The organism is Anaerolineales bacterium, assembly GCA_037382465.1.
Taxonomy (GTDB): domain Bacteria; phylum Chloroflexota; class Anaerolineae; order Anaerolineales; family E44-bin32; genus WVZH01.
Window position 1 is genome coordinate 1 of the sequence record JARRPX010000069.1, and the last position, 14,477, is coordinate 14,477.

General features: G+C 55.2%; 14 protein-coding genes. 7 read left to right on the forward strand and 7 right to left on the reverse strand.

Annotated features, from left to right (window positions below):
* The 3 genes from P8Z34_14475 to P8Z34_14485 all read right to left on the reverse strand — a co-directional run.
* The coding region (locus P8Z34_14475) for a winged helix-turn-helix domain-containing protein (protein MEJ2551877.1) at positions 1-644 on the reverse strand (644 nt) is incomplete at its 3' end.
* Between the two features lie 48 nt (positions 645-692).
* Entirely contained in the window at positions 693-1,343 is a 651-nt protein-coding gene (locus P8Z34_14480) for a LysE family transporter (protein ID MEJ2551878.1), read from the reverse strand.
* Between the two features lie 62 nt (positions 1,344-1,405).
* On the reverse strand, positions 1,406-2,350 hold the full coding sequence (locus tag P8Z34_14485) for a hypothetical protein (protein MEJ2551879.1): 945 nt from the start codon (positions 2,348-2,350) through the stop codon (positions 1,406-1,408).
* A gap of 218 nt (positions 2,351-2,568) precedes the next feature.
* Between P8Z34_14485 and P8Z34_14490 the strand changes: the two genes are divergently transcribed.
* Positions 2,569-3,078: an SH3 domain-containing protein gene (locus P8Z34_14490; protein MEJ2551880.1), complete on the forward strand. Its 510-nt coding sequence runs from the start codon at positions 2,569-2,571 to the stop codon at positions 3,076-3,078.
* A gap of 83 nt (positions 3,079-3,161) precedes the next feature.
* Here the strand turns inward: P8Z34_14490 and P8Z34_14495 are convergent, their stop codons facing one another.
* From P8Z34_14495 to P8Z34_14510, 4 genes are read right to left on the reverse strand one after another with little or no spacing between them, the layout of a single operon-like run.
* A complete protein-coding gene (locus tag P8Z34_14495; GenBank protein ID MEJ2551881.1) occupies positions 3,162-3,692 on the reverse strand; it encodes a hypothetical protein in 531 nt (176 codons plus the stop codon).
* Positions 3,693-3,738: 46 nt separating this feature from the next.
* Complete coding sequence (locus tag P8Z34_14500) at positions 3,739-4,524, reverse strand: isopentenyl phosphate kinase (GenBank protein ID MEJ2551882.1); 786 nt, start codon at positions 4,522-4,524, stop codon at positions 3,739-3,741.
* Between the two features lie 2 nt (positions 4,525-4,526).
* On the reverse strand, positions 4,527-5,459 hold the full coding sequence (gene mvk, locus P8Z34_14505) for a mevalonate kinase (GenBank protein MEJ2551883.1): 933 nt from the start codon (positions 5,457-5,459) through the stop codon (positions 4,527-4,529).
* Entirely contained in the window at positions 5,456-6,328 is an 873-nt protein-coding gene (locus tag P8Z34_14510) for a decaprenyl-phosphate phosphoribosyltransferase (protein ID MEJ2551884.1), read from the reverse strand. The genes mvk and P8Z34_14510 overlap by 4 nt, the downstream gene beginning before the upstream one ends.
* 77 nt (positions 6,329-6,405) lie before the next feature.
* Here P8Z34_14510 and P8Z34_14515 point away from each other — a divergent pair, with 77 nt between their 5' ends.
* The 6 genes from P8Z34_14515 (at position 6,406) to P8Z34_14540 (ending at position 14,431) form a co-directional block, all read left to right on the forward strand.
* Positions 6,406-7,182 (forward strand): TlyA family RNA methyltransferase, encoded by a 777-nt coding sequence (locus P8Z34_14515; GenBank protein MEJ2551885.1) that lies wholly within the window; start codon positions 6,406-6,408, stop codon positions 7,180-7,182.
* Positions 7,183-7,364: 182 nt separating this feature from the next.
* On the forward strand, positions 7,365-9,167 hold the full coding sequence (gene lepA, locus P8Z34_14520; GenBank protein ID MEJ2551886.1) for a translation elongation factor 4: 1,803 nt from the start codon (positions 7,365-7,367) through the stop codon (positions 9,165-9,167).
* 52 nt (positions 9,168-9,219) lie between these two features.
* The gene (locus P8Z34_14525; protein MEJ2551887.1) at positions 9,220-10,227 is read left to right on the forward strand and encodes a lysylphosphatidylglycerol synthase transmembrane domain-containing protein; all 1,008 of its coding nucleotides are present in this window, start codon (positions 9,220-9,222) and stop codon (positions 10,225-10,227) included.
* Positions 10,228-11,391: a glycosyltransferase family 4 protein gene (locus P8Z34_14530; GenBank protein ID MEJ2551888.1), complete on the forward strand. Its 1,164-nt coding sequence runs from the start codon at positions 10,228-10,230 to the stop codon at positions 11,389-11,391.
* 5 nt (positions 11,392-11,396) lie between these two features.
* Entirely contained in the window at positions 11,397-12,179 is a 783-nt protein-coding gene (locus tag P8Z34_14535) for a class I SAM-dependent methyltransferase (protein MEJ2551889.1), read from the forward strand.
* On the forward strand, positions 12,179-14,431 hold the full coding sequence (locus tag P8Z34_14540; protein ID MEJ2551890.1) for a glycosyltransferase family 39 protein: 2,253 nt from the start codon (positions 12,179-12,181) through the stop codon (positions 14,429-14,431). Before P8Z34_14535 ends, P8Z34_14540 begins: the two co-directional genes overlap by 1 nt.
* Positions 14,432-14,477: the final 46 nt, after the last annotated feature.

A 14,477-nucleotide genomic window follows, 5' to 3' on the forward strand; every position in this document is an offset into this window, starting at 1 on the left:
GTATGGATGAATTCGGGCGACGAAGGATCGTGCTCGATCTTCGCCCGTAATCGGCTGACGAGTCCACGGACCAATTCGCGGTTCCCTTTATCGCTATAACCCCACACACGCTCGACGAGTACATCGGTCGGGATCGCCAATCCGCGATTGGTCATAAGAACGTAGAGCAGTTGGAATTCCAACTGGGTGAGCCGCTGTGCCTCCTTTCCGTGCACCCGAACACTGCGCGTAGAGGGGTTGAGGGCGATCGTTTCCAGGTCCAACATCGGTGTGGCCAGCAAGGGCGCCGCACGTGTTCTACGAAGCAGCGCGTGGGCATAGGCGGCCAACAAGCTGGGATGGACCGGTATGGGCAAAACGAGGTCGGCGCCGGCTTTGAGCATGTCCACAGTGCGGGTATTGGACAGCGATTCGGCGATAACGATAATGGGGACCTCGCTCAATCCGCGGAAGGATTTCAAATCGTTGATTGTGCGTTCGCTGTTCGTACTCACGATTACCAGCAGCGCCGCCGGCGCTTCTGTCCAATTGGCAATCACTGAGTTGGTTTCTGTCTTCTGTATGACCTTCATCCCCGCCTGGCGCAGGATGAATGCGATCATGTCTCTTTCCTGTGCGTCTTGACTGACGACAATCGTTTCCATCGACTTGTGCTCTACTCAGTTCCCACCCGATCGAGGCATTTAAACACCCTACATCATACTCAGCGCGTTGGCAAGATATCGAGCGCCCAGATAGGTCATAAAGCCGCCGGTGATCAAAATCAGAAACTGATATGCCCGCTCGCTCAACCAGCGCCGTCCACTGCTCGTTGCCGTGGCGAGGGCTGTGTCCCAGGCGAAATCTGCGCTGATGTGACCCAGGTAAAACGCGGCGACTGCTGCTGCGCTGATCGCTTTTGCCTGTGTGAGGTAACCCGCAGCAACGGTGACCCACCATACGTACCAGAATGGATTGGCCAGCGTGGTGATCATTCCCAGGGCGACGAGCGCCTGGGATGATCTCGCCGCAGGAGTTCGGCCCGGTTGTGGAAGCTGTACTTCTTTCTTCCACACCGTTAGGATGTAGCGGCTTCCGATCCAGAACAAGAGCAAACTTCCGCCGATCGAAATCGCCACAAGCACCATCGTGGTGCGCATCACAACGGAAAGACCGAAGCTGATCAAAACAAGGATTGCGAGTTCCAAAACAGAGTGTCCGAAGGCGATGAGGGGTCCCGAGCGCCAACCTTTACGGGGCGCCTCGCTCAGTATCGCTGCCGTAACCGGGCCGGGAGAAATCACCGCGGCGAAGGATACGAGCAGGGAGAATTGAAAAATGGAAAAGACATCGTTTGCGGCCATGATCGACTGCTGGGTATGCGCGATGATCTATTGTAGTCGAAATTCAGCTTGAAATGGAGAATCTACGCGTTTTCTTTGATGAAGCGTGTGAGGTCTGGAAAGATCAGCTTATCGAGGCTGTCATTTTCCAGTGCGGTGTGATTGACGACTTCAAAATTGCGATGTACTTCACGCAGGGCACGCACTTGCCAGGCGGGAGGTGATTGCGAGAAAACGCCGAGACAAACTGTTCTTTTACCGGGGATGAGCAGCAACGTCGAACCGTCGTCGATTTGCGTTGCGAACATACGCGATGTCTTTCCTTCTTCTTCGGCGGAACCGAACGTGCCCAATAATCCCATCGCGTCTTCAGCAGGCTCGGGCATATCCCCCTCGACGAATATACGCTCCCGGGAATTGATCTTGTACAGTCCTACCGAGTGGCAGGTGGCCTCGTTGAGCTGCATCAGGTAGCTGGTCTTCCCCTCTTCCAGCACGACCTGCCAACGGTCGCTTTCCGGATGCATTTTACTCATGCGAAGCGCCACTTCGCGCTGCTGCATGTAATGACGCCGTACCGCCCGATATTGGGAAGCGTTTATTCTGCCTTGCTGGTAATCTTGTTCAAGCCGGTTGATTTTTAGTTCGAGAGCGGCAAGACGCTGCTTTAGGTCCTGTGGTAAATCTTCGTCGATAGGCGCGTTTTCTTCGATCGCAGGCTCGCTCATCGAATCGGTTGTGACGACATCCGGAGGTAAGGGGTGCATCGTGGAAGGTTCTTCGTCGATGAAGGGCGCCGCCTCTTCACCTTCCATCTTGGAGACGCGTTGTTCCCATTCGCGAAGGAGTTCCCTGGCGGCTCTCAATTGTCCTTCGCTGATCGACCCGTCACAGAACGCGATCGCCGCGGAGAGGAATTTCTCTCGCGCACGCTCGAGCCAATCCAATGCCTCTTGATATTCTGCGTTTTCTCCCCCTGAAGTGGCTCGTTTCGCTTTCTTTTCGGTCTTCTGCGCCTTTTCCGTCATGGCGCTTATAATGGTATCCGAAGCGCCTCCCATACGCAACCATCATAGCATTTGGGCGATGAAGTGTGTCAGAGGACGGTTGTACCATGACCGAAAGTAGCTCTATGACGGAAGGTCAGGGATGCGGTATACTCAACGCTGGCATTTTACACGGATGTCGATTTTTTGTTTTTCCGGCAAGACTCGCGAGATGAAAATTGACTCAAAAGGAGTGGTTGATGATGTCGCGGAATGCTTTCCTGGGGATTCTCGTCTTGTTGGCGAGCCTCCTTGGGGCGTGTTCAGGAATCGGTGCAGGGACAGCGACGCGTTCGGCTGAGGATGTGATTGCTACGGCGGAGGCTCTCGCCGATCTCACGCGCGCAGCAACCGTTCAAACGCTGCCGCCGACACCCGAGCCTCCAACCGCGACGGCAACCCCTCCTGGGCCGACATCGACTCCGACCGCGACGCAGGGGCCTCCTTTCGTGGAAGCTGACTACAATGCCTACGTGCGGGAAGGGCCTGATGAATCTTTTGCGTTCGTCGACTATTTCCTCGAGGGACAACGGGGCGAAGTCATCGGACGCTACGAAAATTCGGACTATAATCCGCCGACCTGGTGGTACATCCGGCGTATCGATCAGGGTAAGGACGGTTGGGTATGGAGCGGTGCCGTCACGTTTTTTGGTGAGGAAAGCGGGATTCCGGTGATCAGCGTAGATTTTACCCCAAGCCCAGAAGGTTAATCATTACGAGCGGATTTCGATCCGAAAATCCGGTTACAACTGGAAATTTGGACGGGACGGCGATTCGCCGTCCCGTTTCTGTTTCAATCGGTCAACAACGGAAGGAGGTAGGCGAGACCTAGCGCCATCCATGCGACGACGGACCAGTAGACGATGTATTCGAAGAATGAAAACAAGATAACGGGAAAAGGTTTCAATCCTCGAAGGAAGGGTACTTTCTCCAGCACGTGCAGTCCAAAGACGGCAAAGATATGTTCAGCGACCCCTTCCAATCCACCGAAGACACAGAAAGCGAGAACCAGTTGATTTTCAAAAATGAAAGCAAGCTTCCACATTCCCAACCCGATTGCGGCGTAAAGCAGCACGTTTGAGAGACGGATCGAACGCATCCAATCCGGGTAGATGTAGTGATAATAGATGTCCCAGAAACGTCCCATCAGTACCAAGGACATGATTCCCCAGAAGGCGGCCGAACTGAGGGCGGTGGATCTGGCCGCGTTCATGAAGCGTCCATCCGAATACAAAGACAAAAGTGGGAGCGTCAAGAGAATTCCGATTCCGCCGAAGACCAGCGTGCTCAGCCAGACATCTCGATCCGTTAATTTAAGTTCCATCAGATTGTTCGATTCAGTCGATCGGCAAACGTAGGGCCGTATTTCCCTAATTCGACTTCACGAGGGTGCCTGGTGTCGCCCCCAAGAGTGTATCCTCTATCGACCCGGGTTCCTCACCCGAAAATATCCGCACTTCAATTTGTGGGCTCAAACTGGCGATGGTCAGCGCAGCTTCCACTTTCCCGCGCATACCGCCGGTCACGTCGGCTGCCTGAGTGGTTTCCATGTCGATCTTGTCCAGGTCTTCTGCTTTGATCGAAGGCAGAATTTTCTTCGACTTCGGGAAATCGGCATAGACGCCGGATTCGATGCCTGCGATGAGAACGCGCGATGGACGTAGATGCTGTGCCAGATAAGCGAAGACTGTCTCCGTGGAGACGATCGCCGCGCCTTGTTCGCGATCGAAGGCTACGTCGCCATAAATGATCGGCAGCAGGCCCGCTTCGGCTGCCTGTGCGATGGGTTGGTAAGCCATTTCCCGAATCTCTCCAGCAGCGCTGACGACACTTGCAGAAGGGGGAAACGTCAGCGCGGGCAGCTTTTCGTTCAAGAAAGCATCGACCACGAAACGGTTCAGACGTTGGGCCGCTGCCCATACTTCGGCGAAACCCAGCCACTCAGCGGTTGTCGAAGCGCCGCGATTCGTGGCGTATCGCGCCGCTGCTACGTGTCCGAACGATCCGGATCCATGGCCAATCAGAATACGCAGGTCTGGTTTTTTCCGCAGCGCTCGGGCGATTTCCATCGCCGTGCGTTCCAGGATGAGGTACCTGACCGTCTGCGCCTGGCCTTTTTCCGTGATCAACGAGCCACCCAATTTGAGGAAGATCATGATCATACCCTCGTCATACGTATCCATACAGCGCCGGCGGCGCGCAAGGCTTCTGTGACGGCATAAGCAGCGGCAGGTTGGATGAGTACAACGATGATACCACCAACGCCTGCACCGGATAGCTTCGCACCACAGGCGCCGCAATCCCTTGCCGCAGAAAGCAGTTTTTCGATCGTCTTGGAGCTGACGCCCAAAGCCTCGAGCTTTTCCTGATTCTGGTCCATCAAATTGCCCAATGCAGAAACGTCTCCACCTGCGATGGCCGTCCGGGCGTTTCGGGTGATCTGACCGATCTCTTGAAAGATTTCGTCAAACGATGCCCGATCCCTTTCCCAGGTCTGTCGTACCTTGGCGACGATCTCGCCGGTGTTCGAAGGCAGGCCGGTGTCGGCGAGAATGAAGGAAAATTCACCGCCGATCGAAATACGTTCCGGCTGACGCCCGCGGACGAAATAGACCGCCTGATCGTAAACGATGACCGTGTTATCGATTCCCGAAGGCGTGCCGTGGTGGATCTTTTCTACTTCGTAAACCAACTCCGATTGGCGTGACAGCTCGAGTGGATGATTGAAATGCCGGCAGAGCGCGCGCAAAACCGCCGTCGAGACGGCGGCACCCGAGCCGAGTCCGGAAGCGACGGGAATCTCCGCCGAGATGCGTATTTCGATGGCCGGAAATGAACGAACGTGGAGTTCTTCCAGCGTCAGCTGGGTGATTTTACGCAGCGGGTCATCCCTGTCGGCTTCGTGTAGCCACATATCGAAATTGACGTCCGGGGCGATGAGGTGGACACGATCATGCGCTTGATCCGGGAGTTGTCGGATCTGCGCGTTGGCGCGCAGCTGGCGCAGTGGGAATGCGATCGCTGGTTGTCCGTAGACGACCGCGTGTTCTCCAAAGAGAATGAATTTGCCTGAAGCGCTTGCCCGCGTCATGATCCCAAGTAGAGAATTCCTGCGGATGAAATTCCCCAGAGGACGATTGTCGCCAGGAGGGGCATGTCGGAAAACACGAGTTCTTCCGGTGCGCCGCCGGCGTCTTCGATGTTGACCAGATAGAGATAGCGGAATACGCCATAGATGACGAACGGAATGGTCAACATCATGAGGTGGTTTGTGGGGAGATTTTCGGCCGAGAACGTATAGAGCGAATAGGCGATGATCGTGGTGCTCGAAACGATGATGATCAGTTGGTCGAGAAAGGCTACGGTATAGCGGTCAAAAACCCGCCGATGAGAGTTCGCGCCCTCGGCGAGCAGAACCAATTCCGAGCGGCGTTTGCCCAATCCGATGAAAAGAGCCAGCAGGCTGGTGCAGACGTAAAGCCACGGAGAGAAACGCTCGGTGGTGATCAACGCTACGCCGGCGCCGACTCGCAACACGAAACCCGAGGCGAGTACGAGAACATCGATGATGGGTACGTGTTTGAGCCAAAAGGAATAAAAGAAATTCATGATCAGATAGATCGAGATGACGATACCGAATGAGGTGTTGAGCGCGAAACCTGCACCGAGCGCAACGACGAGCAGTATGACTGCGGTAACTCGACCTGCCGTCAACGATAGCTGACCCGAGGCTAGCGGTCGGTAGCGTTTCGTGGGGTGAAGACGATCTTGTTCCAGATCCGCGAGATCGTTTATGAAATAGACCGCGCTGGCACCAACACCGAGCAGGAAAAAACCGGCGATGGTCGTTAGCAGCGGTTCCAGATCGAAAATCTGCTTGTCAAAAATGAGTGCGGCGAAAATGAAACCATTTTTCGGCCATTGTTTTGGGCGCATTGTTTTCAGGATGGATTTAATCATGGCTGCGATGATAGCAGGAACCATATACACAAGCAAGTAATTACGAAGTTGAATGATAAGTTGTGTACAATCAGGATATGAGCAGGCAGGAACGCATCGACGTCATCCTGGCGGACAAAGGCCTGGCCGAGAGTCGATCTCAAGCGCAGAGATTGATCATGGCCGGCCAGGTTCGCGTCGATGGGCAGGTGATCCACAAACCCTCGCGCCGCGTGGCCAACGACGCGCAGATCGAGATCGAATCGCTGCCGCAGTTCGTCTCCCGTGGCGGGAAGAAATTGGCGGCAGCCCTGGAGCGGTTTCCGGTCGAGGTCGGTGACAGGGTCTGCGCCGACGTCGGCGCTTCGACGGGTGGATTTACCGACTGTTTGCTGCAATACGGCGCCGCGAGAGTATACGCCATCGATGTCGGCAAAGGCTTACTGCATTGGCGCGTACGCAAGGATCCCCGCGTCGTGGTCATGGAAAAAACCAACGCGCGCAAATTGAAATCGCTCCCCGAAGCCGTAGATTTGGCGACGATCGACGCTTCTTTCATTTCCTTGCGCACCTTGCTTCCCGTCGTCTGCGGCTGGCTTGCACCCCGGGCGGATTTAATCGCCCTCATCAAGCCGCAGTTTGAAGCGGGGAAGAAAGTTGTTGGCAAACGCGGGGTCGTGCGTGACGCGGCGGTCCACCGCCGGGTTGTCGAGGACGTGATTGCATCCGCATGCGAGCTTGGATTGGCGCCGCTGGGCGTGATGCAATCTCCCCTGCGAGGACCCAAGGGCAACGTCGAATTTCTCTTCTGGTGCAGAAATGATATTCACTCGGCGGAATTCGAGATCCCGGCGGACCTCTTTCAATACGATTGAGCTGTTCTTGGGCTGTTTGTTTCTGCGAAATTATTTTCTTTGCGCGCAGTCAACGTTCAAATCATTGGATCCCGCGGCTCCATTCTCCTTTCTCGTCTCGTAATACTGTCCCCCTGAGTGCCTCTCGGTTATACTACCTTCTCGATGATCATCATTGAAACTACCCGCGGTAATATCGTCCGATGAGTACGGAAAATCTCCGTAATTTCTGCATCATCGCCCATATCGATCACGGAAAATCCACTCTGGCCGATCGGCTGCTGCAGCTTACCCACACTATTCCCGATCGGGAGATGACGGATCAAGTCCTGGATAGTATGGATTTGGAGCGCGAAAAGGGCGTGACGATCAAAGCATCCGCCGTACGTATGGAATATGAAACGCCGGATGGAAATTCGTACACGCTCAACCTGATCGACACACCGGGGCACGTGGACTTCGGCTACGAAGTCAGCCGCGCCATGGCTGCGTGTGAAGGCGCGATCCTGGTCGTGGATGCCAGCCAGGGGATCGAGGCGCAAACCCTGGCCAATTTGTATCTGGCGCTCGATTCGAATCTCGAAATCATCCCGGTGATCAACAAGATCGATTTACAGGCAGCGCGTCCGGAAGAGATCGCGGATGAAATACACGCCTTGCTCGGGACGCCGAAGGAAGATATTTTGCAGATTTCGGCCAAACAAGGTGAAAACATCCATGCAGTCATCGATGCGGTCATCACCAGGGTGCCCGCGCCGTCATCGCAACATGATCGAACGCTGCGGGCGCTCATCTTCGATTCGCACTACGACTCCTACAAAGGCGTCGTCGCCTACATCCGCGTCGTCGACGGATCACTGAAAGTGGAAGATGAAATTCGATTGATGGCATCGGGCACCAATCTCACGCCGATGGAAGTGGGCATCTTTACCCCTAACATGACGAAAACTTCGTCCCTCGCCGTGGGCCAGGTCGGGTACGTCGCAACGGGATTGAAATCGCTGCGTGAATGCCGTGTGGGTGATACGATGACCCTGGCGCAGAACCCCGCGAAGGAATCGCTGCCCGGCTATCGTTTGCCGAAACCGATGGTCTTCGCCGGTTTCTATCCCAGCGAAGGGGAGGAATATCACAATCTCAAGCAAGCCATCGAAAAACTGCAGCTCAACGATGCCGCATTGGTGTTCGAACCCGAGACTTCGCAGGCGCTGAATTTCGGATTTCGCTGCGGCTTTCTGGGGCTGTTCCATATGGACATCGTGCAGGAGCGCCTTGAACGCGAACATGATGTCAGCATGATCGCAACGGCTCCATCGGTCGAATACGAAGTTGTACTACGGAATGGGGACGTAATGCGCGTGGCTTCTCCTGCCGAGCTGCCGGAGATTGGTGAAATCGAAGAAATCCGCGAACCATGGATGCGCATGCAGGTGTTTTCACCGGAACGTTACTACGGCGCCATTTCGGAACTGGTCTCTGCACGCCGCGGTGAATTCGTCGAGCAAGAATTTCCCACGGCCGATCGCATCGTACTGCACTTCGATCTTCCGTTGGCTGAAATGATCGTGGATTTTTTCGATGTACTGAAATCCCGTACGCAGGGATACGCCTCGTTGGATTATCAATTCCTCGGGTATCGGGCCGGGGATCTGGTCAAGCTGGAAATCCTGATCAACAACGAACCCGTGGATGCGCTGGCTTTGATCGCACATCGAAGCACGGCGTATGCCAAGGGGAAAGCGTTGGTGGCGAAACTGCAGAAACTCATTCCCAGGCAGCAGTTCGCCGTTCCCATTCAAGCTGCTGCGGGTGGACGCGTGATCGCGCGGACGAACATCAGTGCGCTGCGGAAAAACGTCCTGGCGAAATGCTACGGAGGAGACGTCACGCGGAAGAGAAAATTGCTCGAAAATCAGAAACGCGGCAAGAAGCGTCTCAAGCGGGTCGGCAACATCGATATCCCGCAGGATGCTTTCATGGCCGTACTTCGATTGGGGGAAGAATGAGCCCTTCCTTTCGAAGGACGGCGGAAGTTATCTCGAAACAATTGGTGTCCGGATGAGAAAACGATCTCCCCGGACGTACATCGGTTTGTTCATCGGTCTGGGCATCAGTGCGGCTGCATTACTGCTTGCCTTCCGGTGGGCCGGCTTCGAGGCGTTGGAAGATGCGCTCAAAACCGTTCGGTTACCTTTCCTGTACCTGGCGTTGGTGACATTTTTACTTTCGATGTTTGTTCGCGTCGCTGCCTGGCGCGTTCTCCTGCAGCAGCCGGTTCCGCTGTGGCGTGTGTTTACGGTGTTGAATCAAGGATATCTGATCAACAACGTTCTTCCCTGGCGTTTGGGAGAATTCGGTCGGGCCATCCTGCTTGGACGAAGACCCACGATGACCGCTCAAGGGGTTCTCGCCTCGATATTCGTCGAAAGACTCTACGACATCATCATTGCGCTCGGCTTCTTTGCCGCGTTGATCCCCTTTGCGGTTGGAATTCCGGGCGTCTCACGCAGTGCTTTTTTTGCGATCGGCGTGATCGTCTTCGCGGTGCTCGGATTGTTCCTGCTTCTTCGCTATCCCAAAATCGTTTTCCGGCTGATCGATTTCCTCCCGGGAGGAAGAAAACGATGGGGCGTGCACTTCGATCGCTTCAGGGAAGGTTTGATGACGCTGCGCAGCCCGCGAATCATTCTCCTGAGTCTGGGTTTACTCTTGATCAGTTGGTTTTTGGCAGGAATGCAATACTGGTTTGTTTTGGTATCGATCGTTCCGCAGGGGCAGATTCACTGGGCCTTTTTCATGCTTACCATCACAATGCTGGGCGTCGCGATTCCCTCATCGCCGGGCTACATCGGCGTGTTCGAGGCGGCGGGTGTTTTGGCGTTATCGGCTTTTCATGTGCCTGATGGCCAGGCGCTTGCAGTTACTCTAATCCTGCATGCAATGGTCTACCTGATCTCATCTGCGATCGGTGCGCTTGCTTTCATCGGCGAGGGCGATACGATATGGCAAATCCTGCTCCAAGCACGTGAGCGTTTTCTCATCCAGGCGAAGAAACCGGTGGAATGAATGCGTATCCTGACCAGTCTGTATTACTATCGCCCCCATTTCTCCGGTCTGACCGTCTATACGGAAAGATTGTCCAGATCGCTGGCCGCCAGAGGACACGACGTGACGATCCTGACTTCGCGTTACGACCGGAATCTGGCTTCTCTCGAATCGATGAATGGGGTTCAGGTCCGGCGGATCAACGTCGCGTTTACGGTAAGCAAAGGTCCGCTCATGCCCACCATCCCCTACTGGGCGATGCGGTTGATTCCCAAACACGACATCGTCCATCTGCACGTGCCACAACTGGACGCTGCTTTTTTTGCCGCTTTGGCAAAATTCTTTCGGAAACCTGTTGTGCTCACCTATCATTGCGATTTGAATCTACCACCGTCGCCGGTCAACTGGCTTGCCAGCCAGGCTTCCCGCTTCGCCAATACCGTCTCGGCAACGCTCTCGGACGTCGTGGTCACGAACACGCGGGATTACGCGGAAGAATCGCGATTCCTGCGGCGCTTCCTGGGGAAATTACAGGTCATCCCACCGCCGATCGAAGTGTCGCAGGTGGATGCGGATATCGTGAAGGATTTAAAATCGCGTTGGAATATACAGGATGGGCAGCAAATCATCGGTATGGCCGCACGATTGGCTACGGAAAAAGGAGCGCAGGTACTGGCGCGAGCACTCCCGCAGGTCTTGACGCGCTGGCCGAGGGCGCGTGTAATTTATGCAGGGCAATATCGAAATGTGATCGGTGAGGAAGCGTATGCACGCCGCCTGCAGCCCTTGATTGACGAACTGGGAGAACATTGGCTGTTCGCCGGATCGCTTTCGCAAGACGAACTGGCGGCGTTCTTTTCACTTTGTGATTTGACGGTGTTGCCGAGTTTGAATTCCACGGAGAGTTTCGGGATGGTCCAGGTCGAATCTATATTTCTGGGTACGCCGGTCATCGCCAGTGACTTGCCGGGAATACGCCAGCCCGTGAAGCAGACCGGAATGGGCCGGGTGTTTCCGGCGGGCGATTCCAGGGCACTGGCAGAAGCCATCGTGGACATACTTGACTCGCCCGGGAAATATCTCTGCGAATCCGACGTATTGACTCAACGTTTTGGTTCAGCGCACGTCGCAGAGGAGTACGAAATGCTGTTCCGACGGCTGCTTTCGAGTGGCGAGGATTCGTAGAGCGGATGGAAAAAGATTTTCTTGGTGCGCATTTACGTGAGTTACCGTATTTCCGCTCGATCCTGCGAGCGGTTGAAGCCGAATTGTTTCAGGGTGTCGAACTCGCTCACCCGATACTCGACGTAGGCTGCGGTGACGGTCATTTTGCATCCGTCGCATTGGATCAAGCCATCGATTGGGGTATCGATCTTCACTTACCTTCGATCCGAGAGGCGCAGTCTCGCGGGGCTTATCGTGCGATCACGCAGGCCAACGGAAGCCAGCTGCCTTTCCCGGACGAGTCGTTTGCCAGCGCCTTGAGCAATTCCGTTCTGGAGCACATGCCGTATCTGGAATCCGTTCTTGCGGAGACTGCCCGGGTGCTGCGGCCTGGTGCGTTGTTCGTGTTCACGGTTCCAAATCCGGGCTATCGAGATCGCCTCAGCTTCCCCCAATTTCTTCGGCGGCTGCGTCTCGGTGCCCTGGGAGATGCATACGAACGATATTTCATGTGGATGTCCAGGACCTACAATCTTTATGATGAGCAGCAGTGGGGTGAGCTGCTTTCTCGCGCAGGTTTCGAAATCGAACAGACTTTTCGGTACTTTCCCCCTTCTTCCCTACATGCATTAGAATGGGGACATTATTTTGGTGCACCGTGTTTGATCCCGCGCTGGCTTGCCGGGAAATGGATTCTCGTTCCGCAGCGGTGGAATCTGATATGGACGGATCGCATCGTTCGACGTTACGCGGATGCGAGTCCCAGCGAAGACGGTACGTATAGTTTCTACAAAGTGCGCAAACGATGATGGAAGAGAAACGAAATAGTCTTTCGAATCACGAAGATCCCAGCGGTCAAGTTCAAGAACCAACGGTCCTCGATTGGGTGAAATCCATCCTGCGTTTTAATCCCATCCCGATACCGGAAAAGGTGGCCACTGCGGATGAGAAGGCGATGGCGCCCGCTCACCGTCCACCTTTATCACCGCGGGAAACGGCCTCCAGACCGGTGGAAATGCCGGCGTGGTCTCAATTGCGATTTCCGTTGGCTTTAATCCTCGCCGTTATCGCACAATTCACCATCGAATCCATCAAGACCAGTCCCGACTGCTGTTCCACCAGGCATTATGCCCTCATATTTATCAGTCTCCATCTGTTCATCGTATCGGCTGCGATCCTCGCATTTTCGCTGATCCGTGGAGATTTTCGCATCGAGCCGCTGCCGGCGGTCCGGGGAACGGCCAGCGTCGTCGCTTTTCGACCGATGCCGCTGTTGTTTGCCGTAATATTCTCCATGCTGACGTATCTCACCTCGAGTGAAGACACCTTCCGTTTGTCCACCGTGGTTTTCTGGTCAGCGGCGTTGATTTCCGCTTTGATGGCTTTCTGGGAAGGGGATTTCTCCCTACGTCCTGCATTCGAGCGTTGGAAGAATCACCTGGCGCATCGGGATTTTAAAATTACCATCGATACATGGTCGCTGCTCGTTTTGCTTGGTTTCGGGCTTTCGGCGTATTTCCGTATCCTTCACTTGAACTCCTTGCCGCCCGAAATGGTCAGCGATCATGCGGAGAAACTGCTCGATGTCATGGACGTTCTGGCAGGAAAAACCTCGATTTTCTTTCCCCGCAACACAGGAAGGGAGGCCATGCAGTTCTACGTGGCCGCGGCGACGGCGAAGTGGTTAGGCACCGGCATTTCGTACATGACGTTGAAAATCGGCACGGTCCTCGCTGGTTTACTTACCTTGCCCTACATCTACCTGTTGGGTAAGGAAGTCGGGGGTCGGGAGGTCGGCCTGGCGGCGATGGTGCTGGCAGGTATCGGGTATTGGCCGAACGTGATCAGCCGGGTTGGCCTTCGTTTCCCGCTCTATCCCCTCTTTGTTGCGCCGGCGATGTACTATCTGGTGCGCGGCATCCGCCGCAACCGATTGAACGATTTGCTGTTGTGCGGCCTGGCGGTCGGACTGGGACTTCATGGGTACAGTCCGGCGCGCGTCATTCCCATCGTGATTGTGCTGGGCGTAGCCCTGTATTTGCTGCAGCGTGAGTCACGCGGGCAACGTTGGGCTTTGATCTCACGCCTGATAGCCATCGGTTTTATCGCTTTGGTGGTTTCGCTGCCGCTGCTGCGGGTAGCAATCGAACGGCCGGACGAGGTGTTCTTCCGCACGTTGACGCGAGTCGGAGACACTGAACGTGATATTGGTGTATCTCCGCTGAAAATATTCGCCTCGAACGTCATCAAGGGTTTGGGGATGTTTGTGTGGGATGATGGTGAGGTATGGGTAAATTCGATTCCCCACCGGCCTGCGCTGGACTGGATCACGGCGGCCCTTTTTCTTCTGGGGCTGGTGTTCGTGTTCGTGCGCTACGTGCGTGAAAGAAATTGGGTTGATCTATTTATGATTCTCTCGATTCCCTTTCTCCAACTGCCTTCGACGCTGTCGATCGCTTTCCCCAACGAAAATCCGGCCACAAACCGGGCTGCCGGTGCGTTTGTCCCGGCGTTCGTGATCGCGGGAATCGCCCTTGCGGCCGTGCCGGCCTACTTCCGTAAACTGGGAAAGGAGCGGCGGCACGTCATCGCCAGTTTCGTATCGATCTCGGTGCTTCTGCTCGTTGCGGCGGTCGAGAATTACCAGCTCGTGTTCGATGAATATGCAGAAGGATATCGCCGGGCGTCGTGGAACACAAGCGACGCCGGCGAGGTGATCGAGGGCTTTGCCGAATCGGTGGGATCGTACGATACTGCCTACGTCGTCGCCTACGCTTACTGGATGGACACTCGATTGGTGGGAATCAATGCCGGTCAGCCGGATCGCGACTACGCCATCTGGGCGGACGACTTCGATGCATTGTTGTCCGATCCACGTGCGATGCTCTTTATCGTCAACCCGGCGGACCAGGAATCGGTTTCCAAATTGATGGAGCTTTTCCCCGCCGGGACAATCACCAGGCGGGAGTACGACATCGAGGGCAAGGACCTTTTGCTGTATTTTGTTCCCCAGGATTCCGGGCGAGAGGGTTTCGAGAAACATGGACGTGAATCACAATGAATGATACTGACTCGTCACCGCAATCACCACGCCCATCCCGTTCGGG

Excerpts from the sequence above, each read along its gene's own strand:
- lepA (MEJ2551886.1), top strand. The coding sequence starts at position 7,365 with ATGAGTACGGAAAATCTCCGTAATTTCTGCATCATCGCCCATATCGAT.
- P8Z34_14540 (MEJ2551890.1), top strand. The coding sequence starts at position 12,179 with ATGGAAGAGAAACGAAATAGTCTTTCGAATCACGAAGATCCCAGCGGT.
- P8Z34_14500 (MEJ2551882.1), bottom strand. The coding sequence starts at position 4,524 with ATGATCTTCCTCAAATTGGGTGGCTCGTTGATCACGGAAAAAGGCCAG.
- P8Z34_14535 (MEJ2551889.1), top strand. The coding sequence starts at position 11,397 with ATGGAAAAAGATTTTCTTGGTGCGCATTTACGTGAGTTACCGTATTTC.
- P8Z34_14485 (MEJ2551879.1), bottom strand. The coding sequence starts at position 2,350 with ATGACGGAAAAGGCGCAGAAGACCGAAAAGAAAGCGAAACGAGCCACT.
- P8Z34_14490 (MEJ2551880.1), top strand. The coding sequence starts at position 2,569 with ATGATGTCGCGGAATGCTTTCCTGGGGATTCTCGTCTTGTTGGCGAGC.
- P8Z34_14515 (MEJ2551885.1), top strand. The coding sequence starts at position 6,406 with ATGAGCAGGCAGGAACGCATCGACGTCATCCTGGCGGACAAAGGCCTG.
- P8Z34_14480 (MEJ2551878.1), bottom strand. The coding sequence starts at position 1,343 with ATGGCCGCAAACGATGTCTTTTCCATTTTTCAATTCTCCCTGCTCGTA.
- P8Z34_14530 (MEJ2551888.1), top strand. The coding sequence starts at position 10,228 with ATGCGTATCCTGACCAGTCTGTATTACTATCGCCCCCATTTCTCCGGT.
- P8Z34_14495 (MEJ2551881.1), bottom strand. The coding sequence starts at position 3,692 with ATGGAACTTAAATTAACGGATCGAGATGTCTGGCTGAGCACGCTGGTC.
- mvk (MEJ2551883.1), bottom strand. The coding sequence starts at position 5,459 with ATGACGCGGGCAAGCGCTTCAGGCAAATTCATTCTCTTTGGAGAACAC.
- P8Z34_14510 (MEJ2551884.1), bottom strand. The coding sequence starts at position 6,328 with ATGATTAAATCCATCCTGAAAACAATGCGCCCAAAACAATGGCCGAAA.
- P8Z34_14525 (MEJ2551887.1), top strand. The coding sequence starts at position 9,220 with ATGAGAAAACGATCTCCCCGGACGTACATCGGTTTGTTCATCGGTCTG.